Here is a 20,657-nt window from a genome sequence, read left to right on the forward strand (position 1 = left end):
CCACGGATATTCACAGCAGAGCCCCGTCTCAGCTCTCCGGAGGTGAACCGTGACGGTGGACGTTGATCAACTCGTTTCCCGCGACGCTGCGGTACCAACCCCTCGGCTCGAGCCGATGCTGGACCTCGAATGGTCCCAGGCGATCGAACTGCCGCGATTCGCGCTGCCCGCGACCCGGCCCGCCGAACTGCGCCAGGCGTGGGTGCATCGCGCGCCCGAGGACGCGGTGCTCGGGCTGTACCGGCGGGCGAGCGGAGCCGATGACGCACTGCCCGCGCCGTGGTGGCTGCGCGCGGTCGCGAGCGGACGGCTCGAATCGCGCGAACTCGGCTTCCGCATCGAAGACCGGGTGGCGCAGCTGCTCGGCAAGCGGATGGGCTGGGAGTTCGTCCCGTGGGCGGCCGACGGCGAATCCGGGTATTGGGAGTTCATGCCGTCCGAACGCGGCAAGTCCGGCCATTCCATCCCGACGACCGTGCTGAACACCGACCGGCACGACGGCTGGATCGACGTATTGCCCGCGCATTCCGCCCGCGCCCCGGAGCCGGTGGCGGTCGCCGGACTCGCCGGACTGCGCTCCCGGCTCGGGGAGTTCGAAGCGGTCCGCTGACGCGCCCGTATGTTGTCCGGGTGGAAAACGAGGACCAGCCACGGCTGCGCAGCGTGGTCAGCTACGTCAAACGCGGCGGACGGATGACCGTCGGCCAGCAGCGAGCCTGGGAAGAACACTGGCCGCGACTCGGCCGGACGGTGTCGGAACTGCCTTCCGGACCGGTCGACTTCACGGCATGGTTCGGCCGCGAGGCGCCAGTGATGCTGGAGATCGGCTCCGGCATGGGCGAGACGACCTCGCAGCTGGCCGCCGCCGCGCCGGAGCTGAACTACGTGGCCGTCGAGGTGTACGACCCCGGGCTCGGGCAGCTCATGCTGCGCGCGGAGAAGCTCGGAGTGACAAACCTGCGCCTCATGCACGGCGACGCGGTGGTCCTGCTGACGTCGCATGTCTCGCCGGGAACGCTGTCCGGCGTGCGGCTGTTCTTCCCGGACCCGTGGCCGAAGAAACGCCACCACAAGCGGCGGATCGTGCAGCCGGAATTCGTGGCGTTGATCGCGTCGCGGCTGGCTCCCGGCGGGACGTTCCATATGGCCACTGACTGGGAGCATTACGCGGAGCAGATGCTGGAGGTTTGTTCGGCGGAGCCTGCGTTGCGGAACCGGTACGCGGACGAGCCTGGCGGCTGGGCGCCGCGGCCGGAGTGGCGGCCGGTGACGAAGTTCGAACAGCGGGCGGACCGGGAGGGGCGGGTTTCGCACGATTTGATCTTCGAGAAGCGCTGATCTCGGGCTTGCTCTTGGGCCTATCGCGGCCTGGGCTCGGATGAATCTTGCGCTGACGCGCTGGGCCTGACCTCGGCGGGACCATGCGCTGGCTCTGCTCTGAAGTGCCCCAATGCCACATTGGGTGCGTCAGATGCACCCAATGTGGCGTTCGGTGCGTTGAGCGCACCCAATGTGGCATTGGGGCGGGTTGGCGGCGCGCGAGGCTGGGCGGTCGGTGAAGCGAGCGAAGCGACGAAACTGACGAAGGGCCGTCACCGGGTTCCCATCCCCGGCAACGGCCCTTCGCTTCCTTCACCCCCGGTGCCGCCCCTCCCCCGACGAGGGGCGGCGGCCCGTTATTCGTCGGCCAGTGGTTCTGCCTGCACTCGCTTCAGCGCGGGCGTGCAGACCGACGCGCCGAGCAGGGCTACCCCGATCCCCAGCACCACCGGCGCGGCGATCCACGGGCTGAACACGACCGACCCCCGTTCCATCGTCGCCATGAACAACCCGAGTCCGACCGCGACGCCCACCACGCCCGCACCGATGGTCGCCACTAGCGCGGGCAGTGCGGCTTCCATCCGCAACGCCCGGGAAAGCACCCGCACCGGGGTGCCTGCCGCCATCAACGCTCCGAACGTCCGGCGGCGGTCCATGACCGAGCCTGCGGTCGCGACCGCCGCACTGCAGCCAGCGAGGATGCCTGCTGCGACGAGGCCGATCACGGTGACCCGGCGCAGGTCGCTGAGCTGCACCTGCTGTCCGTAGAGGTGCTGCTCGCGGCTGCCGATCTCCGCCCCGACCGCGTTGGGCACCAGTGCGGTCCGCACGATCTCGCGGTTGGTCTCGGCGGTCGGCACGACCAGGGTGACCTGGTTCGCTTTGACCCCGGCCGGCACCGCGGACGGGTCGATCACGTATTCGCCGAAGCTGTTGTGCCGTTCCGGGTGATAGGTCCCCAGGTTGACCGCACCGAGCGGGGTGCCCGTGCTGTCCTCGCCGCCGTACCGCGCGACTCGCAGGTTGTTCGTGTCCAGCTGGTACGGGGCGTACAGCCCGACGCCGGGCTTGCAGTCCTGCTGGGTGATCCCGAGCCGGGTCAGTTTGGCGGCATCGGTGCAGGTCATGACGTACGCGCGCTGCATCGACCGGTAGTTCCCCTCGCCCTGCATCACGTAGACGCTGGCCACCGGGATGACGCGTTCGGACAGTCCGGCCTTCGCGAGCGTGGCGTTGGTCCGCTCGGTCGCTTCGGGGGCCCGGTCCGCGGTGACGTCGACGTACAGCGCCGAGTCCACGTACTGGCGTCCGCCGCCGGCGAGGGATTCGATCGACGGCAGCAGGGTGAGCGCCATCGATCCGGTGAACACGGCGAGCACGATCCCGGCTGAGGCCCGGTAAGAACCCTTCGGGTCGTTGCGCAGCCGACGTCCGGCCAGCAGCGACGACGGCCGCCGCCAGATCCGTACGAACGTGCCGCCGACGGCGGAGGTCACCCAGGGTCCGACCACCATCGCCGAGGCGACCACGAGCAGCAGGCCGAACAGCACCAGGTTGCCACTGCCTCCGCTGCGTGCGCCGAAAACGGTGTAGAAGAAGAACAATCCGGCCGCGGGCAGCGCGAGCAGCCGCCACCAGCGCAACGGTTTCACGGCGTGCCCGCCGGTCGCGAACAGCGGCGTGCGCACCACCCGGCGCAGGCCGAGCACCCCGGCGAGCACCACGAGCAGCGGAACCACCAGCACCGCGAGCACGGTCAGTGCCACCGGAAGGGAGAAGTCCGAGGCAAGCCAGGTCCCGCCGTCCCACGGCACGAACGTGGCCAAACCGCGCAACGCGGGGCTGAGCAAGAGCCCGAGCAAGGCGCCGACGCCCGCGGACAATCCGGTTTCGGCGGCGACCATCGCGGTCACCTGGCCAGGGGTCGCACCGGCCAGCCGGATCGCGGCGAGCCGTTGTTCGCGGCGGGCGGCGGTGAGCCGGGCCGACGACGCGACGAGCACCAGGCTCGGCACGAGCAGCACGATGATGCCGACCCAGGACAGCACCGTCAGCAGGCTGTCCGGATGTCCCTGCCCGTTCGGGAAGGCCGCGGCCGGGAAAGCGTCCTGGCCAGGCTGATCCTTGTGCCCGTACGGCCGCATCTCCTGCGGGCTGTGCCCGACGAGCGCGACAAGCTGCTCCGGGTACCGCAGCGCCTCGTCGCCGAACGCGGCGACCGGTTTGCCGAAGCGGTTCCCGAGCTGGTCGGCCGGAGTCGCGTTGAGCAGTTTCCCGAGCGCGGGCGACACGATCGTCTCGCCGGGACCGGGCAGTTGCGGGATGCCCGGCGGCAGGCGCAGCGAGTCGGCCGAGCCGGTGACCGCGATGTCGACGCGGGCGACCTGCTTGCCGTCGAAGTAGTCCTTGGAGGAGTTGACCAGCAGGGCGTTCTGCTGGCCGGAGTCGTAGCGGCCGCTGTTTTGCCACAGCGCCCGCTGCTCGCGCGCCTGCGTGGCGTACGGCAGGGTCGCCAGCAGCAGGACGAGCCCGGTCGCGACGGCGACGCCGACCGCGGTGAGGATCGCCGAGGTGCGGGTCCGCCGGTCGCCGCGCAGCACCCGCAGGGCGAGCTGGAACGGGTTCATGCCGCGAGCCTCGTCGCGATCAGGCCGTCGCGGATCGCCACGGTGCGCGGCATCGATTCGGCGAGTTCCCGGTCGTGGGTCACCACGAGCACCGCGGCGCCGGACGCCTGCGCGGCGGCCAGCAATGCGTCCATCGTCTCGCGGCCGGTGCGGGTGTCGAGCGCGCCGGTCGGCTCGTCGGCGAAGATCACCTTCGGCCGGTGGGTGAGCGCGCGGGCGATCGCCACGCGCTGCGCCTCGCCGCCGGAAAGCTCGCCAGGACGGCGCGCTTCCTTGCCGGCCAACCCGAGTTTGCCGAGCCATTCCCGTGCCGCGGCAATGGCCTCGCCACGAGTTCCGCCTGCCAGCAGCGAGGGAAGTGCGACATTCTCTTCCGCGGTCAGCTCGGACACGAGCATTCCGGACTGGAAGACGAAACCGAATTCGGTGCGCCGCAGTTCGCTGCGCCGCTTTTCACCGAACTGGTCGATCCGCTGTCCCTGCAACCAGATCTCGCCGCTGTCGGCGCGCAGGATGCCTGCCAGCACGTGCAGCAGCGAGGTTTTGCCGGATCCGGACGGGCCGACGATGGCGATCGCTTCCCCCGGCTGGACGTCGATGTCGATTCCGGCCAGCGCGTGCTGCTGCCCGTAGCGCTTCACCAGCCCGCGCCCCGACAACACCGGTCCGGCGCTCCACTGTGGATTCGTCATCCGCCAGCTCTCTCCCTGTCTCCGTCATTCGTCTTCGACTGCGACGGAAGGCAGCTTCGCGGATTCGAGCGGGTGTCCACTTCGGGCAGACGGCCGGTAACCGCGGAGCCGCCATCGGCCGATCGGCCGATGGCGACGAACCACGTGGCCAAGGTGCGCACGGGCGCGAATCATCTACCGTCACGGTGTGCCGCACTCCCCGCCGTCGAAAACGCTTGCCGCGCGGGCGACCGAACTCGCCCGCCGCCTCGACATGTCCGTGCTCGTGTTGTTCGCCGCGCTGGCGTTCGACCTCGTGTTCGTGACCGACGCGGCACTCGACAACGTCGGCCCGCGATTCGTCGACCTCGGCCTGTTCCCCGGCGTTTTCGCGATGGCGGCGTGCGCGTTCTGGGCGCGCAAACGCGCGGCGGTGGCGGGCGTATTCGGCGCTCTGACGCTGATGTTCTGCACCTTCGTCATCCGCTATCTCGGCATCCCGACGTACTCCAGCGTGCTGGCGAACCTGACCGTCACCGAGTTCGTCGCCGGGATCGAGATGGTCTATTTCCTCGCCCGCCGAGCCCGCCCCGGGGTCGCCTTCGCGGTGATCAGCGCGCTGGTGATGGGCGCGCTCACCGCGGTGTTCGGCCGCGGCTCCTACCGCGACCTGAGCGCCAGCAGCATCGCGCAGACCATGCTCTTCGGGTTCCTGTTCCTCGTCGGGACGGTGATCACCGGCGTGGTCGGCCGCCCGCGCCGCGAACGGGACCCGGTGACGGTGGAACGCCTCCGCACCATGCACCGGTTCACCGAACTGGTGCGCGGACAGTGGCCGTTGATCGGCATGCTCAGCATCGGGGTGCTGATCGAATTCGGCTACACCTACGAAAGCGGCAGCCGCGGTTTCCCGCTGCTGGCCTGCTCGATCGGCGCCGCCGCGGTGACCGCGCTGTCGCCGCGCCGTCCACGGGATTCGATCCTGGTGGTGGCCGGGCTTCTCCTGCTTTCCGCGCTCGCCACGCCGTTCCTGCATCCCAGCCACAGCTATCAGCTGCTCGGCGGCATCCCGCCGACCCAGATCGTCGCCGCATTCGGCGTGGTCGTGAACGTCGTGCGCGCGGTGCCGCTCGCCCGGGCGTGGCCACGGATCGCGTTGCTGTCCGGCGTGGTCGCGGTCGGCACGATCCTGAACTTCAGCCAGTACCGCACCGGCCGCCTGCTCACCGACCCGATCACGCTCGGGATGCTCGCCACCGTCGCGGTCCTGCTGCTCGGCATCGCCATCGCGATCGGCCTCTACTTGCGTTCCCGCGATTCCGAACGCGCGCAGGTGGTGAAATCGGCGGTCACCGACGCGCAGACGTCCGAGCGGATGGCGCTGGCCAGGGAGCTGCACGACGTCGTCGCGCACCACGTGACCGGCATCGTCGTGCAGGCGCAGGCCGCGCGGATGATGGGGGAGAAGAACCCGGAGCTCGCGCTGGAGGCGATGGGCCGGATCGAGAACGCGGGCGTCGAGGCGCTCGCCGCGATGCGCCGCCTGGTCCGCAGCATGCGGGGCGACGCACCGGCGGGGTCGGGCGAGTTCACTGAGCAGGCGACCACTGACCTGGCCGCTGACCTGCGCAAACTCGTAGACGCGGGCAACCACGGCATCCCGACCCAGCTGCGGCTCGACCTGCCGGCAAACCTGCCGCACGAGGTCGGCCGGTCCGCGCTGCGGCTGATCCAGGAGTCGCTCACCAACGTCGGCAAGCACGCCTCGGACGCCACCGAGGCGCTCGTGCTGGCCGAGGTCGTCGACGGCGAACTGCACTTGCGGGTGACCGACAACGGCAGCGGGCAGACGCATCGTCCGCCGGGCGGGTCGGGCGGATACGGTCTGGTCGGCATGCGCGAACGCGTCGCGCTGCTGCACGGCAGGCTTTCGGCAGGCCGCGAGCCGAACGGCGGCTGGCGGGTCGAGGCGTGGCTGCCGCTCGAGGCGAACGGGGAGACTGACAGGTGATCCGGGTACTGATCGCGGACGACCAGGAAATGGTGCGGATGGGCTTCCGCATGATCCTGGACGCCCAAGACGACATCGAGGTGGTCGCGGACGTGCCGGACGGGGTCTCCGCGGTCGCCAAGGCGCGCGAACTGCGCCCGGACGTCTGCCTGCTGGACATCCGCATGCCGGGCCTCGACGGGCTGGAGGTCACCCGTCAGCTGGCCGGGCCGGACGTCGCCGACCCGCTGAAGGTCGTCGTGGTCACCACCTTCGACCTCGACGAATACGTGCACACCGCACTGCGCAACGGCGCGAGCGGCTTCCTGCTCAAGGACGCCGGACCGGCGCTGCTGATCGAAGCGGTGCGCGCGGCCGATCGCGGCGACGCGCTGGTGTCTCCGCAGATCACCGTGCGGCTGCTGAAGCATTTCGACGGCGGGACCACCGCCAAACGCGAGACTCCCGCACCGTCGGAGCCGCTGACCGCGCGCGAACTGGACGTGGTGAAGGCCGCCGCGCGCGGGCTCACCAACACCGAGATCGGCGCGGAGCTGTTCCTGTCCCTGTCGACCGTCAAGACGCATTTGGCCTCGGTGCAGGGCAAAGTCGGCGCGCGTAACCGAGTGGAAATCGCAGCTTGGGCCTGGCGTAGCGGCGTAGTGGATTAACCGCTACTGGGACGCCCGTACTATCTCGTTATGTCGCGTCGATTCCATGCTCCGGTTGTTCTGCCCGCCGACCCGTCCTGTTCGCTGCTCCGCGACGCCGTCGTCGATGTCGACGACGAGGGCCGGATTTCCTACGTCGGACCGGCTTCGAGCGCGCCGGAGTTCACCGGCGAGGTGACCCGGCTGACCGGAATCCTGTTGCCCGGCTTGGTGAACTCGCACGCGCACAGCCCGATGACGCTGCTGCGCGGCATGGGCGGCGACCTGCCGCTGCTGCGCTGGCTGCGCGAGATCATCTGGCCGACCGAGGCGAAGCTGAAGCCGGCGGACGTGCGCACCGGCATGCTGCTCGGATCGGTCGAAATGCTCCGGCACGGCGTGACGACCAGCGCGGAAATGTATTTCGAAGGCGAGCAGCTCGTCGACGCGGTGCTCGCGACCGGCGGGCGGGTGCTCGTCGCGCCGCCGGTGATCGAACTGCCCGGGCTGGATTGGCGGGAGACGCTGGCCGCGATCGACCGGTGGATCGACGCCGACGGGCTGCGGTTCGGTCCCGGGGAGCGGATCGAGCTGGGTTACGGACCGCATTCGGCGTACATGCTGAACCCGGACGGGCTGCGGGCGACCGCGGAGTCCGCGGCTGCGCGGGGTGCTTTGGTGCAGATTCACATTGCTGAGGCTGCCGCGGAGGATGTGGAGCAGCGCAAGGAGTTCGGGTCGGTTCCGAAGCTGCTGGATTCGCTGGGGATGTTCAACGGGCGGACGCTGGCCGCGCACGCGGTGCATTTGTCGGACGAGGACATCTCGATCTTCGCCGCCCGCGGGGTCGGGATGGCGCATTGCCCTGGGTCGAACGCGAAGCTCGCGTCCGGAATCGCGCGGATCAGGGACCTTCGGGCGGCCGGGGTCGCGATCGGGCTCGGCACGGACGGTCCGGCCTCGAACGACGACATCGACCTGTGGGAAGAGCTTCAGCTGACGGCGATGCTGGCTCGGCTGGCCAACGACGATTCCACCGTGGTGACCGCGAAGGACGTCTTCCTGATGGCCACCCGCGGCGGCGCCGAAGCGCTCGGCCGCCACGACCTCGGCGTGCTGGAGCCGGGGCGCTGGGCCGACCTGGTGCACGTCGACCTCGACGACCCGGCCTTCGCCGCCGGTCTCGACGTGCCGGACGAGCAGCTGCTGGCGAACCTCGTGTGGGCCGCCGGGTCGCGCCGGGTGCGGGACGTGTGGGTCGCGGGCGAGCAGGTTGTCGCCGAGGCCGAGCCGACGCGGGTCGACCGGCGCGAGATCCAGGCGGCGGTGGCCGACACCGCCGCCCGGCTGCGGGCCTGAGAGTCACGAAGCCGTTCGTGAGGGAACCCCTTACGAACGTCAGCGCGGGCGGACCTGGATTTCGGTGAAGTGGGCTTCCGGGGTGGCGGTCACCGCGGTCAGCACGGCCGTCGCCACGGAGTCTGGGCGCAGGTACTTCTCGGCTTCGTACTCGCCGCCTTCCTGGGCGCGGGCTTCGCGTTGCATGTCGGTGTCCGTGCGGCCCGGGAACACCGAAGTCACGCGCAGGTCCGGTTCTTCCGCGCGCAGTGAGTCGGTGAAGGCCCGGACGGCGAATTTGCTTGCCGCATAAGGACCCCAGCCGGGACGAGCGGTGTAACCCGCACCGGAGTTGATCACTACGACGTGGCCGTTCGCGGCGCGGAGGGCGGGGAGCAACAGGCGGGTCAGCTCGGCGACCGCGATCACGTTGACCTCCAGGTTCGTCCGCCAGACCGAGGACGGCGAGTCGGCGACGGTGCCGATTTTGCCGATGCCCGCGGAGTGGACCAGCACGTCGAGGCGGTCGATCTTGCCGGCCGCGGCTTCCAGGGAAGCGGCGTCGGTGAGGTCGACCGGCCACGGCTGCGCGCCGGGCAGTTCCTCGGCCACCTTCGCCAGTGCGTCGGTGTCGCGGCCGCCGAGCAGGAGGCGGTGCGTCGGGGAGAGCTGGTGCGCGATAGCCGCGCCGATGCCCCGCGAGGCACCGGTGATCAGGGCGAGCGGGAGGTCGGTCATACCGGCCACGGTAGGCGTCCGCCGCTGGTTCGCCAGTCCGGGGAGTCGTCGATCACTTCGCCGGGGCGCACCCGACCGCGGCCCACGGGTCGCGCGGGTAGCGGATTTCCGTGCGATGCAGCGAGCCGGTGAAATTGTCGATAAACCGACTCCACGTGAGCGGTTGGCGCGTGGAGGCCAGGACGTCCTGCACGTCGGGGCAGCGCAGTGCGGTGCGGGCGGCGTCGATTTCGGCGGGCTGGAACATCCGGATCTCGCCGTCGGTGGCGTAGTCGCCGTAGCCGGCTTCGGCGATTTCCCACGCCGCGACCAGCCATTTCGAGTGCCCGGGGCGACCATTCGGGATGGATGACGAGTGTGCGGCCAGATCGCTTGCCAGGCCGTAGCCGTCGTGGATGCGCACGTCCAGGGACACGATGTTGCTGATCGCGCCCATGCTGTCGGCCGCCATGGTCACGTACGGCCGGTTGGTCGGGAAGCGGAACCACTGCTTCACGTCGCCGTAGCTGTAGACGAGCACGGCTGGCTGCTTCGTCTCTCGCACCGCGTCGACAGCGTGGCGGATGACGTCCTGGCCCAGGTAATCCGTCGCCAGGATCGGGTGTTCGTGTCCGGTCGCCCAGGCCCAATAGCCGCGTTCGTCGGTGACGCTCACCGCTTGATGGGTGCCTTCGTACGGCACCCGCAGCCAGCCGCCCGCCACGACGGACCACGCGGCGACCCCGGCGACGAACGCGATCGTCTTCTGCGTCAGCGGGATCGCCATGACGGGAAGGAGCAGCACGAACAACGCGGGCAGCAGCATCCGGCCGTGCATGAAATCTCCGCCGACGCGCACGACGTACAGCGCGAGCAGAAGCGCGGCGACCGCTGAAGTCAGCAACAGGATCCGCGACCGACGCACCAGTACCGCAGCAATAAGCAGTAGCAGCAACGGAATCCACAGCAGGTACGGGCTGATCAGGTCAGTCAGGTACGCGAAACCGCGTGGCCAGTCGCTGTTCGCCGCTTCCTTCGCGAGCGCGGTGTTCGGCGCGAGCAGTCCGTAGTAGCCCATCCGAAACACTTGGTATGCCACCGGAATCGCGACCCCGGCGCCGAGCCAGCCAAGCGCGGCAAACCATCGCGGGCGCAGCAGCAGCACCAGGGCGATAAAGCCGACCACACTGAACAACGCCAGATCCGGCCGGACGAGCGGGCCGAGTCCGAGCACGATCGCGGTGGCGATCGGCGTTGTGCCGCGCACCAGCAGCCACCAGCTCAGGCCGAGCCACAGCAGCACCAGACCGGTTTCCAGCCCGGAAGTCGCGAAATCGCGGAACGGCGGGAGTGCGCACACGATCAGCGCACCGGCGGGAGCCACCGGTCCGGCGTAGAGCCGACGGGCGCCGTCCAGACCGAAGAACAGGCCGCCGACAGCGCACAGGAGGCCGGTGATCACCGCGATCCATTCGAGCGGCGGCCCGGGAATCGTGCCGGCTCCGGCGAGCAGCCAGGTCCACAACGGACTCGTGCTCGCCTCGACGCGTTCGCCGACATTGAACACCGGACCGTTCCCGGCGAGGATCTGCCGGACGGTGCGCAGGACGAGCAGTCCGTCGTCGCTCATCCACCGGCGTTGCCAAGCGAGCACCGTGTACAACGCGAGGACCGCCCCGGTGGCGGCCCACGTCCAGGTCATCGGGCGGCGGTACCACGGGAGCGGGTCAGCGGGCAGGCCGGCGGCCGCGGTCATGATTGGTCCAGACCTCCCCCGAGACGTGCAATGCGGTCACAGTCTCGCATCCGCCCAAAGGCGACGCTCGGTGGTTCCGCCTTCAGCGGTCGGACGAGGCGGAGGCGGTCGGCATCGGCGGTCCGCTCGACGCGGGCGGGACGGTCGGCACCGGCGGGGCGAGGCCGATGTCCAGGTCCATCCGCTCGCGCTCCTTGCCGCCGAGAGTGAACGGCGAGGTGCAGCCGGTCGCCGGGTCGACGGCCGAGTCCAGACCCGGTGCGCCGGCGCCGCGCTGGGTGACGGTGAGGCCGTCCGGCAGCTTCGAGATGTCGAAGCACACCTGGTAGGTGCCGTCCTTGCGCTGGTCGAACAGGTAGCCGCCGTCGGCGTTCGTGCGCGTGGTGGCGACGGTGCCGCCCGCACCGTCCTTGAGCGTGACCGGCAACTCCGGGAAGCCGGGTTCGTCGTCCTCCTGCGTGCCGTTGCGGTTCAGGTCTTTCCACGCACGGTCGCCGATCTTGCCGACGGCGGGCTGCGGCGTGACGGTGACCGTCGCGGTCGCCTTCTGCTCGGCGAGCGGCCCGCCCGGCCCGGTGCCGGTGACCTTCGCGGTGTTGACGTGCCCGTTGTCGTCCTCGGTGAGGTTCGGATGGTCGCAGGGCAATTCCCGCGACGCGGCGGCGGCGAGGTCGAACGCGCCGGGAAGACCGGAGCACCACGGGTCCTTCACGAGCAGTCCGGTGAGCGGCTGGGAGCCTGTGTTGGAGACGGAAATGCGGAAGTGCGCGGCGTCGCCGGCCGGGATGGCAGCCGACGGGCCCCACGTTCCGTCCGCCGGATTCCGCACCTCCATCTTCACCGCGAACGAGGCGAGAGCCACGTGCACGCAGTCCCACAGCACCCAGTTGTGGTTGGTGCTGGCGAAAAACGAGACCGCCGCGGTGTCGTCCGGCGCGGTGAACGGCGGCAGGTCCTGCCGCGCGAGCCTGCCGTCGGACGCGACGTCGTGCGTCACCGCGAGCGGTTTCTCCGCCAGCACTCGACCAGCGCGGTCGGCGAAGCGCAGCCCGGTGGTCGCGCTCGCGTGCGAACCGAGGCCGGACGGCGCCGTACCCGTCCACACCGACAGCGAGTATTGCCCTCCGGGCACCGCTTTCACCTGCTGGGCGGCCGAGCTGACCCGGCCGTCCGGCGTCTGGATCTGGGCGTTGACGTGCCCGTCGACCGCGTGCGCGGTGCTGGTGACGAGCTTCGGCACCCGGTCCGGCGGGGTGCTGCGCGGAACCGGCGCGGCGGGGCTGAACAGGTACCCGCGCGGCGGTCCGCCGGGCGAACCGGCGTCCTCCACGCTCGGGTTGGCCGCGATGCCGCCGCACTCCGGGGCCCCCTCGGCGGGAGCCGATCCGGGAGTGACGACGGCGAGCGCGCCGACCAGCATCGCAGTGCCCGCCGCCGCGCCCGCCGTGCGTCCGATCGCGACTTTCCTTGCCCGCCTCACGCGGTGAAGCTAGACCCAGGAAGCCCGATCGGCGGTAAGAAACACTCCAAAGTGTTACCGGCGCCCGATCCGGCCGGGCAATCCGAAGGCACCCTTCTTCCAGACCGACACGATCGCGGGCCGCGGCTGGGAGCTGCCGCCGTCCGGCCAGTGCGAGGTCGGGTTCGCCGAACTCGGCGCGTCCTCGCCGGGGTGCTGCACCGCGACGAGCACGAGGTTCTCGGTGACGACCGGACCGCACGTCTCGGCGCCGACCGGCACGGACAGGAACTGCTTCACGTGCCCGCGCTCCGGTCCGGTCACCGGGACCGAGAAGAGGCCGTCGTTCGCGCCGAGGGTGTTGCCGTCGGTCGAGATCCACAGGTTGCCGTGCGGATCGAAGGCCACGTTGTCCGGGCACGAGATCGGGCTGACCTGGTCCTTCGGGAAACCGCCGAAGTAGGTGTCGGCCGTGGCCGGGTCGCCGCAGACGAGCAGCAGCCGCCAGGAGAACCGGGTCGCGGCACTGTCGCCGCGGTCCTCGTCCCATTCGAGAATGTGCCCGTTTTTGTTGCGGGTGCGCGGGTTCGCCTCGTCCGGGGCGGCCTTGCCCGCCGCGCCGCGGTCGGAGTTGTTGGTGAGCGCGGCGTAGATCCGGCCGTTGACCGGGTTCGGCTCGATGTCCTCCGGACGGTCCATTTTGGTCGCCCCGGCGCGATCGGCGGCTTGCCGGGTGAACACGTAGACCTCCTCCGCGGTGAATCCGTCCACAAAGGACTTGTCGCCGCTGGCAAGGGGAATCCACTCGCCGGTGCCATCGAATTCGCCATCGGCGGGCAGCTTGCCGGTGCCGTCGATCTCGCCGGGGCTGTTGCCGGAGAACTTCGCGACGTACAGGGTTCCGTCGTCCAGCAGCGCCGAGTTGTGCCGCCGGGCGAGCGCGGAGTGCCCCTTCTTGTACTTGCCCTTCGAGACGAACTTGTAGATGTACTCGAACCGCTCGTCGTCGCCGGAGTACACCGCGACCCGGCCGTCCGCGGTGATCTTGACGTTCGCCGCCTCGTGCTTGAACCGGCCGAGCGCGGTGTGCTTGACCGGGGTGGAATGCGGGTCGTTCGGGTCGATTTCGACGACCCAGCCGAACCGGTTGGGCTCGTTGGGCTCTCGCGACACGTCCCAGCGCTGGTCGAAGCGCTCCCACTTGCGCGTGCTCTCGCCGGTGCCGACCGCGTACCGTTTGAGCCGCGCGGCCTCGGTCGGGTCGGAAACCTTGTCCGCGTGGGCGAAGTACTGGTGGAAGTTCTCCTCGCCGGAGAGCACGGTGCCCCACGGCGTCACGCCGCCGGAGCAGTTGTTCTGCGTGCCGCGCACGCGCTTTCCGGACGGGTCGGCCGACGTCTTGAGGTACTTCGACCCGGCCGCCGGACCGCGCACCTCGAAGATCGTGTCGAGCGTGATCCGCCGGTTCAGCGGGCTCGGAACGGTGCGCAGCGCACCGCCGATCGGGTCGCGCAGCGTCTGCAGCACCGACAATCCGTGTGCCGCCCAGGCGATCTTCACCTGCTCCTCGGTGGGATTGGCCGGGTCGTACTGGTCGGCCGGGAACAGGTGCACCTCGGTGGTGTACTCGTGGTTGACCACCAGCAGATTGCGCAGACCCAGCGGGTCCTGCGGGATCAGGCCGACGAAGTCGTTGTTGTAGCCGAACTGCTTCGCTTGCGCGGCCGCGGTCTGCTTGCGGAAGTCGAACTTCGGCGCGCCGGGGACCACCGGGTCGCCCCAGCGGATCACCACATGCTGGGCGTAACCGTCGGGGATGCTGACGGCGTCGAGTTTGTTCGGCGGCACCGGCGTGAAGTCGGTGCCGGGCACCGCGCGGCCTTTCGCCAACGGCGCCGGAGCCTGGGCCGGGGTGGCTGCCGCGGCGGTGCCGGACAGCGCGGCGAACCCGCCCGCGGCCGCAGCCATCACCGCACCGGCCTTGAACACGCCGCGCCGCGAGACTCCCTTGGCGATGTCGCCGAAGTACTCGTTGCCAGTCGGATTCGGGGCCTCGTGCGCGCACGCGTTGCCGCAGCGGTATTCGCAGGTGATCGGTGACCGGCCGCCGGAATGCGCGGTGAACAAGGGCAGCAGTCGTCCGGGCTCCAGGGACACGGGGCCTCCAGGGTCGCTTCTCGGTGGGAACCCGGCGACCGTATGCGGCGAAAACCCCCTGAAACGGACCAAAAGGTTAACGGCGGATGTATTCGGCGAAAGACGACGATCGCCCCCGAACAGACAGTCCGGGGGCGATCGCCGAGCGTGCTGGAAAGGCTCAGAACTCCTCGTCGCCGACGAGCGCGGCCTCCTTCGGCACGGTGTGCGGGTCGGCCTTCTTCTCCCGCTGCGACAGCAGGACGGCGGCGATCACGCAGAGCACGGCGGCGATCAGGAACGGGCCCTGCTCCCAGCCCATCCACTCGGCGATGTGGCCGACGAGCGTGGCCGCGACCGCGCCGCCGAACCAGCGGCAGAAGTTGTACCCGGCGCTCGCGACCGGCCGCGGCGCGTCGCTGATCGACATCGCGGTCCCGGTGAACAGCGTGTTCAGCAGCCCGGAAACCAGACCGGACACGATGATCCCGACGACCACCACCGGCTTGCTCGGGATGGCCAGCACCAGCATCAGCACGGTGTAGCCGGTCACCGCCAGCGCGGCCGCGTGCCGTTCGCCGAAACGGGCGGCCATCTTCGGCGCGAGCACCACGCCGGCGATCGCCACGCACAGGCCCCAGCCGCAGAAGATCAGGCCGACCGCGATGGCGTTCCAGCCGAGCACGAACGGGGACCAGGCGAGCACCGCGAAGAACGCGGCGGTGTAGAGCGCGGAGGCGATCGACGTGCGCAGCAGGCCAGGGTGCTTGAGCGCGCGGAGCGGGTCGAGCAGCTTGATCGGTTCCCGCTTTTCGGCCGAGTCGCTCTTCAGGAAGATCGAGCACAGCACGAGCGCGGCGATCATCAGCACCGCGGTGCCGAGGAACGGACCGCGCCACGAGATCGTGCCCAGCAGCGCGCCCAGCAGCGGACCGACGGCGAGCCCGACACCCAGCGCGGCCTCGTAAAGCAGGATCGCGCCGGATTGGCCGCCGGTCGCGGCACCGACGATCACCGACAGCGCAGTCGCGATGAAGAAGGCGTTGCCCAGCCCCCACACCGCGCGCAGGCCGACGAGCTGTTCGATCGAACCCGCCGCGGCGCACAGCGCGGTCGCGGCGACGATCAGGGTCAGCCCGACCAGCACGGTCCGCTTCGCCCCGAACCGGGCGGACATCGCGCCGGTGAAGAGCATCGCGATCACCTGCACGCCGAGATACGACGTGAACAGCAGCGTGACCTGGGACGGCGAGGCGTTCAGGCCCTTGGCGATGGACAGCAGGATCGGGTCGACGAGGCCGATGCCCATGAACGCGATGACCGCGGCGAACGCGGTGATCCACACCTGTTTGGGCTGGCCCTTGACCGCGTCCAGCAGGCTCGAGTGGTGCTCAGCGCTCATCGCGGATCAGTTCCTCCTTCAGACAGTACGGCGAGTTCCGCGGCGGGGTCGTCACGGTGGAAGTCGGCGATCAGCTTGGTGAGCGCGGGGAGCGCGGCGTCGATGGCGGCGCGCTCATCCGGGTCGAGACGGTCGAGCCGCGCCCGCAGCTCCGCCTCCCGGCCCGCGATCATCTCGGCGTAGAACCGCTCGCCTTCCGGCGTGGCCTCCACGAGCACGGCGCGCCCGTCGTCGGGATCGGGACGGCGGGTCACCATGCCGAGCCGTTCGAGCCTGCGCACGACGTCGGTCATCGACGGCATCCGCACGCGTTCGAGGCGCGAGAGCCTGCTCATCCGGCTCGGACCCCGGCCGACCAGCTCCGACAGCACCGAACCCTGGGTCAGGGTCAGCAGCTGCGCGGATTCGCGGCGCACCAGGTAGTACAGCCGGAACACCACCGGCCGCAGCCGGTGCGCCAGGTCGCCCTTCGAGGAAGTCACTTAGCTAGGCTAACAAAAATTAGTTAGGGTGGCGAAGTAATTCGGCTCACAAGGTGGTCCAGTCCAGGACCCCTAGGCTGGACCGGTGGATGCGGTGATCTTCGACCTCGACGGCGTACTGGTGGACTCCGAGACGACGTGGGACGAGGTGCGCCGCGCCGTAGTCGCCGAGCACGGCGGGACCTGGCGGCCCGAGGCGACCCGCGCCCAGCAGGGGATGAGCACGCCGGAATGGGCGAACTACCTGGTGGAAACCCTGGGCGCGCGGCTCACCCCGGACGAGATCGCGCGCACGGTGATCGACGAGATGGCCGCCCGCTACGCCGACCGTCCGCCGGTGATCGACGGAGCCGACCAGGTCGTCCGCGAGATCTCCCGGCACTGGCCGGTCGCGATCGCCAGCTCGTCGCCGCCGGTGCTGATCCACTCGTTCCTGACCGCGTGCGACCTGACGTCACTGGTCCCGGTCGCGGTGTCGAGCGAGGAAGTGGCCGCGGGCAAGCCGGCACCGGACGTCTACTTGCGCGCGGCGATGCTGCTCAATGTCGAAGCCTCCCGCTGCGCCGCGGTGGAAGACTCGACCAACGGCCTGCGCGCGGCCTTCGCGGCGGACATGACGGTGTTCGCCGTACCGAACCCGCACTTCCCGCCGGACCCGGCCGTACTGCGGGATGCCACGGTGCTGCCGAACCTCGCCGCCTTGCCGCGATCCTTGAGTGACGCAGCCCACAGCGGCAAATAGCCCCAAAACGGTCGCTGCCGGTATCCGGCCAGTAGCACAGTGCCATCCTGAACGCCTGCCAACAAGATCGGCACAAGGGGTGGAAATGGCTGCACCGGAACAGGATTGGGACATCGTCAGCAGCGTCGGACTGACCGCGCTCGGGGTGGCCGCGGGCCGGGCGATAGCGACCGTGTCCCCGGATCCGCTGATCGAAGACCCGTACGCGGCGGAATTCGTCCGCGCCGCGAATCCGCCGCGGCCGATGCCGACGGAACCGCTCGAAGACCCGCTGTGGATGGCGATGTCCGACTACCTCGCGGTGCGGTCCCGGTTCTTCGACGAGGTGATCACCGGCACGGACGCGCCGCAGGTGGTGATCCTCGCCGCCGGGCTCGACGCCCGCGCCTACCGGCTCGACCTGTCCGGCCGCGACGTCTACGAAGTGGATCAGCCACGGGTGCTCGCGTTCAAACAGGACGTCCTGGACGGTCTCGGCGCGGCCCCGCGCTGCCGCCGCCACGCGATCGGAGCCGACCTGCGCGAGGACTGGCCCGCCGCACTGGAAAACGCCGGATTCGACCGCACCCGCCCGTCGGTGTGGATCGCCGAGGGGCTGCTGCCGTATCTGCCCGCGTCGGCAGAGGAACTGCTGTTCGACCTCGTGCACGCCCGGAGCGTGCCCGGCAGCCGGATCGCAATCGAGCACATCCCGGACCTCGGCAGCACCGACATCCTCGACACCATCCGGTCGTCGGACGCCGGAGCACGGCTCGGCCTCGACGTGAACGACGTGCTCTCGACCGAACCGCGCCGGGATCCGGTCGAATGGCTGGGCCGGCAGGGCTGGCAGACGAGGATCGACCGCGCGGGCGACCTCGCCGCCAGCTACGGCAAGCACCTGTCCGACCCGCTCGGCGACGCCATGACCAAAACCGAACTGGTCACCGCCGACCTGCCCTGACACCGCGAAGGGCCCCTCGCGGAGATTCCGGCAAGGGGCCCTTCACCGACGGTCAGGCTGGGCTCAGCGCTCCACTTCGCCGCGAATGAAGGCGTCGACCGAATCGCGCGCGGTCGAGTCGTCGTACTGCTCCGGCGGCGACTTCATGAAGTAGGACGACGCGGACAGGATCGGGCCGCCGATGCCGCGGTCCTTGGCGATCTTCGCCGCGCGCACCGCGTCGATGATGATGCCCGCCGAGTTGGGGGAATCCCACACCTCGAGCTTGTACTCCAGGTTCAGCGGCACGTCGCCGAACGCGCGGCCCTCGAGCCGGACGTAGGCCCACTTGCGGTCGTCGAGCCACTGCACGTAGTCCGACGGTCCGATGTGGACATTGCCCTTGCCGAGCTCGCGGTCCACCTGCGACGTGACCGACTGGGTCTTCGAGATCTTCTTCGACTCGAGCCGCTCCAGCTCCTTCATGTTCAGGAAGTCCATGTTCCCGCCCACGTTGAGCTGCATCGTGCGGTCGAGCTGCACGCCGCGGTCCTCGAACAGCTTCGCCAGCACGCGGTGCGTGATGGTGGCGCCGACCTGGGACTTGATGTCGTCACCGACGATCGGGACGCCCGCGTCGGTGAACTTCTTCGCCCACTCCGGGTCGGAGGCGATGAACACCGGCAGCGCGTTGACGAACGCGACGTTCGCGTCGATCGCGGCCTGCGCGTAGAACTTGTCGGCCTCTTCGGACCCGACGGGAAGGTAGGAGACGAGCACGTCGACCCGGGCGTCGCGCAGCGCGGCGACCATGTCGACCGGAGACTCGTCGGACTCCTCGATGGTCTCGCGGTAAAAGCGGCCGAGGCCGTCGTAGGTGTGCCCGCGCTGGACGGTGACGCCGAGCGGCGGCACGTCGGCGATCTTGATCGTGTTGTTCTCGCTGGCGGAAATCGCCTCCGAGAGGTCCCGGCCGACCTTCTTCGCGTCGACGTCGAACGCGGCGACGAACTCGATGTCGCGCACGTGGTAGTCGCCGAACTGGACGTGCATCAAACCGGGGACGCGCGTACCGGGATCCGCGTCGCGGTAGTACTGGACGCCCTGGACCAGCGACGAGGCGCAGTTGCCGACGCCCACGATGGCCACCCGAACGCGGCGGTTCTCGCCCATGCCGGTTTCTCCTTCAATCTCATTCACTTGCATCTGCAGGTCTGCCGCCCCGTTGCGGCCCGCCGCTCAACTCGGTCCCGGCTGCTCCGGGCCGCGCTGCTCGGCTTGTTCGTGCGCGATCAGCTCGTTGAGCCAGCGCACCTCCCGCTCGCTCGACTCCAGCCCCAGCCGGTGCAGCTCGCGGGTGTAGCGGTCGATCTTCTCCTCGGCCCTGGCCAGCGCGTCCCGCAAGCCTTCGCGCCGTTCCTCGACGCGGCGGCGGCGGCCTTCCAGGATGCGCATCCTGACGTCGGCCGGTGTCCGCGAGAAGAACGCCAGGTGGACGCCGAATCCCTCGTCGTCCCACGTCTGCGGTCCCGCGTCGCCGAGCAGTTCGGCGAAGCGTTCCTTGCCCTCGGCGGTGAGCTTGTAGACGCGGCGGCCGCGCCGGGACCACGCCCGGTCGTCCGCCTCGTCGAACTCCTCGACGAGGTAACCGGCCCGCAGCAGCCGGCGCAAGGTCGGATACAGCGAGCCGTACGAGAACGTCCGGAACATCCCGAGCGTCTCGTGCAAACGTTTGCGCAGCACGTACCCGTGCATGGGCGCCTCGTGCAGCAATCCGAGGATCGCGAGTTCGAGCACACCACACCCCATTCCGGGAATACGCCGCGGCCAGCCTCGTTGATCACCCGAGACCGGCTCAGCCAACCTACTCGCCGAGTATATCGCGCCGATACATCGAAGTGGCGGAAGTAACCCGCGACCAGCACCCTCCCGGCGATCCGTGACCAGAGCGTTATCTAAGTTTCGGCGTGTCCGAACGGTCTCCCAGGGTGCGGGAAAGCAGGGGGCACCGCGGACACAGAAAGAGCCCGTACTCTGTCCTCGTGCGAAACCAGCGGCAGGTTGTGGATTACGCCTTGCAGCGCCGTGCGCTGCTGGCCGGCGTCCGCTCCGGACGCGTCGGAGACCACGAGGTCTGCGACGCGAGCCCGTACCTGCTCCGCGCGGCCAAATTCCACGGCAGACCTGAGGACCGGGCCTGTCCGATGTGCCGCCGGGCTCCGCTGCACCTCGTCTCCTGGGTGTACGGCGACGAGCTGAAGCACGTCTCGGGATCGGCACGCACCCCCGCCGAACTGACCCGGATGTCAGGGGTTTTCGGGGAATTCACCGTCTATGACGTAGAGGTGTGCCGGACGTGCCATTGGAACCATCTGGTCCTGTCCTATGTCCTCGGCACGGGAGAGCCCCAGCCGACCCGGCCGCGAAGGACTGCCGGGCAGTGAC

At 69.7% G+C, this 20,657-nt stretch carries 18 protein-coding genes; 8 read left to right on the forward strand and 10 right to left on the reverse strand.

All coding sequences use genetic code 11. The annotated features are described in order from the left end of the window. The first annotated feature begins 115 nt into the window (after positions 1–115). Positions 116–610: a hypothetical protein gene (locus L3Q65_RS35615; RefSeq protein ID WP_220507610.1), complete on the forward strand. Its 495-nt coding sequence runs from the start codon at positions 116–118 to the stop codon at positions 608–610. 20 nt (positions 611–630) lie between these two features. After that, positions 631–1,338: a tRNA (guanosine(46)-N7)-methyltransferase TrmB gene (gene trmB / locus L3Q65_RS35620; RefSeq protein WP_182892951.1), complete on the forward strand. Its 708-nt coding sequence runs from the start codon at positions 631–633 to the stop codon at positions 1,336–1,338. Positions 1,339–1,676: 338 nt separating this feature from the next. On the opposite strand, the gene L3Q65_RS35625 is transcribed toward trmB, so the two are convergent. Together L3Q65_RS35625 and L3Q65_RS35630 are read right to left on the reverse strand one after the other, a co-directional pair. Continuing rightward, entirely contained in the window at positions 1,677–3,947 is a 2,271-nt protein-coding gene (locus L3Q65_RS35625) for an FtsX-like permease family protein (RefSeq protein WP_237597651.1), read from the reverse strand. Next, positions 3,944–4,639, reverse strand: coding sequence for an ABC transporter ATP-binding protein (locus tag L3Q65_RS35630; protein WP_037809043.1), 696 nt, complete (start codon positions 4,637–4,639; stop codon positions 3,944–3,946). The genes L3Q65_RS35625 and L3Q65_RS35630 overlap by 4 nt, the downstream gene beginning before the upstream one ends. 187 nt (positions 4,640–4,826) lie before the next feature. On the opposite strand from L3Q65_RS35630, the gene L3Q65_RS35635 reads away from it, so the two are divergent. From L3Q65_RS35635 to L3Q65_RS35645, 3 genes are read left to right on the forward strand one after another with little or no spacing between them, the layout of a single operon-like run. Next, positions 4,827–6,629, forward strand: coding sequence for a sensor histidine kinase (locus tag L3Q65_RS35635; RefSeq protein WP_182892953.1), 1,803 nt, complete (start codon positions 4,827–4,829; stop codon positions 6,627–6,629). Continuing rightward, positions 6,626–7,279, forward strand: a complete 654-nt coding sequence (locus L3Q65_RS35640) for a response regulator transcription factor (RefSeq protein WP_182892954.1) — start codon at positions 6,626–6,628, stop codon at positions 7,277–7,279. Before L3Q65_RS35635 ends, L3Q65_RS35640 begins: the two co-directional genes overlap by 4 nt. A gap of 30 nt (positions 7,280–7,309) precedes the next feature. After that, positions 7,310–8,617, forward strand: coding sequence for an amidohydrolase family protein (locus L3Q65_RS35645; RefSeq protein WP_237597652.1), 1,308 nt, complete (start codon positions 7,310–7,312; stop codon positions 8,615–8,617). 39 nt (positions 8,618–8,656) lie between these two features. Here L3Q65_RS35645 and L3Q65_RS35650 read toward each other — a convergent pair whose 3' ends face one another. From L3Q65_RS35650 to L3Q65_RS35675, 6 genes are all read right to left on the reverse strand, one after another. Further along, positions 8,657–9,334, reverse strand: coding sequence for an SDR family oxidoreductase (locus L3Q65_RS35650; RefSeq protein ID WP_237597653.1), 678 nt, complete (start codon positions 9,332–9,334; stop codon positions 8,657–8,659). A gap of 52 nt (positions 9,335–9,386) precedes the next feature. Then, positions 9,387–11,069 (reverse strand): hypothetical protein, encoded by a 1,683-nt coding sequence (locus L3Q65_RS35655; protein WP_182892957.1) that lies wholly within the window; start codon positions 11,067–11,069, stop codon positions 9,387–9,389. 82 nt (positions 11,070–11,151) lie between these two features. Next, complete coding sequence (locus L3Q65_RS35660) at positions 11,152–12,549, reverse strand: SdrD B-like domain-containing protein (RefSeq protein WP_237597654.1); 1,398 nt, start codon at positions 12,547–12,549, stop codon at positions 11,152–11,154. 54 nt (positions 12,550–12,603) lie between these two features. Continuing rightward, a complete protein-coding gene (locus tag L3Q65_RS35665; protein ID WP_182892959.1) occupies positions 12,604–14,685 on the reverse strand; it encodes a PhoX family phosphatase in 2,082 nt (693 codons plus the stop codon). Positions 14,686–14,845: 160 nt separating this feature from the next. Next, complete coding sequence (locus L3Q65_RS35670) at positions 14,846–16,066, reverse strand: MFS transporter (RefSeq protein ID WP_182892960.1); 1,221 nt, start codon at positions 16,064–16,066, stop codon at positions 14,846–14,848. Beyond that, positions 16,063–16,548, reverse strand: coding sequence for a MarR family winged helix-turn-helix transcriptional regulator (locus tag L3Q65_RS35675; RefSeq protein WP_182892961.1), 486 nt, complete (start codon positions 16,546–16,548; stop codon positions 16,063–16,065). Before L3Q65_RS35675 ends, L3Q65_RS35670 begins: the two co-directional genes overlap by 4 nt. A gap of 85 nt (positions 16,549–16,633) precedes the next feature. Between L3Q65_RS35675 and L3Q65_RS35680 the strand changes: the two genes are divergently transcribed. Both L3Q65_RS35680 and L3Q65_RS35685 read left to right on the forward strand, forming a co-directional pair. Next, positions 16,634–17,290 (forward strand): HAD family phosphatase, encoded by a 657-nt coding sequence (locus tag L3Q65_RS35680; RefSeq protein WP_237597655.1) that lies wholly within the window; start codon positions 16,634–16,636, stop codon positions 17,288–17,290. An 85-nt stretch (positions 17,291–17,375) separates the two neighbouring features. Beyond that, positions 17,376–18,233, forward strand: a complete 858-nt coding sequence (locus L3Q65_RS35685) for an SAM-dependent methyltransferase (RefSeq protein WP_182892963.1) — start codon at positions 17,376–17,378, stop codon at positions 18,231–18,233. A 63-nt stretch (positions 18,234–18,296) separates the two neighbouring features. Here the strand turns inward: L3Q65_RS35685 and L3Q65_RS35690 are convergent, their stop codons facing one another. After that, a complete protein-coding gene (locus L3Q65_RS35690; protein ID WP_182892964.1) occupies positions 18,297–19,385 on the reverse strand; it encodes an inositol-3-phosphate synthase in 1,089 nt (362 codons plus the stop codon). 66 nt (positions 19,386–19,451) lie between these two features. Beyond that, entirely contained in the window at positions 19,452–20,009 is a 558-nt protein-coding gene (locus tag L3Q65_RS35695; protein ID WP_037716279.1) for a PadR family transcriptional regulator, read from the reverse strand. Between the two features lie 245 nt (positions 20,010–20,254). On the opposite strand from L3Q65_RS35695, the gene L3Q65_RS35700 reads away from it, so the two are divergent. Then, positions 20,255–20,656, forward strand: a complete 402-nt coding sequence (locus L3Q65_RS35700; RefSeq protein ID WP_182892965.1) for a DUF5318 domain-containing protein — start codon at positions 20,255–20,257, stop codon at positions 20,654–20,656. The last annotated feature ends 1 nt before the right edge of the window (position 20,657 follow it).

Origin of the sequence: Amycolatopsis sp. FU40 (genome assembly GCF_021903635.1) — a bacterium.
Taxonomy (GTDB): Bacteria; Actinomycetota; Actinomycetes; order Mycobacteriales; family Pseudonocardiaceae; genus Amycolatopsis; species Amycolatopsis dendrobii.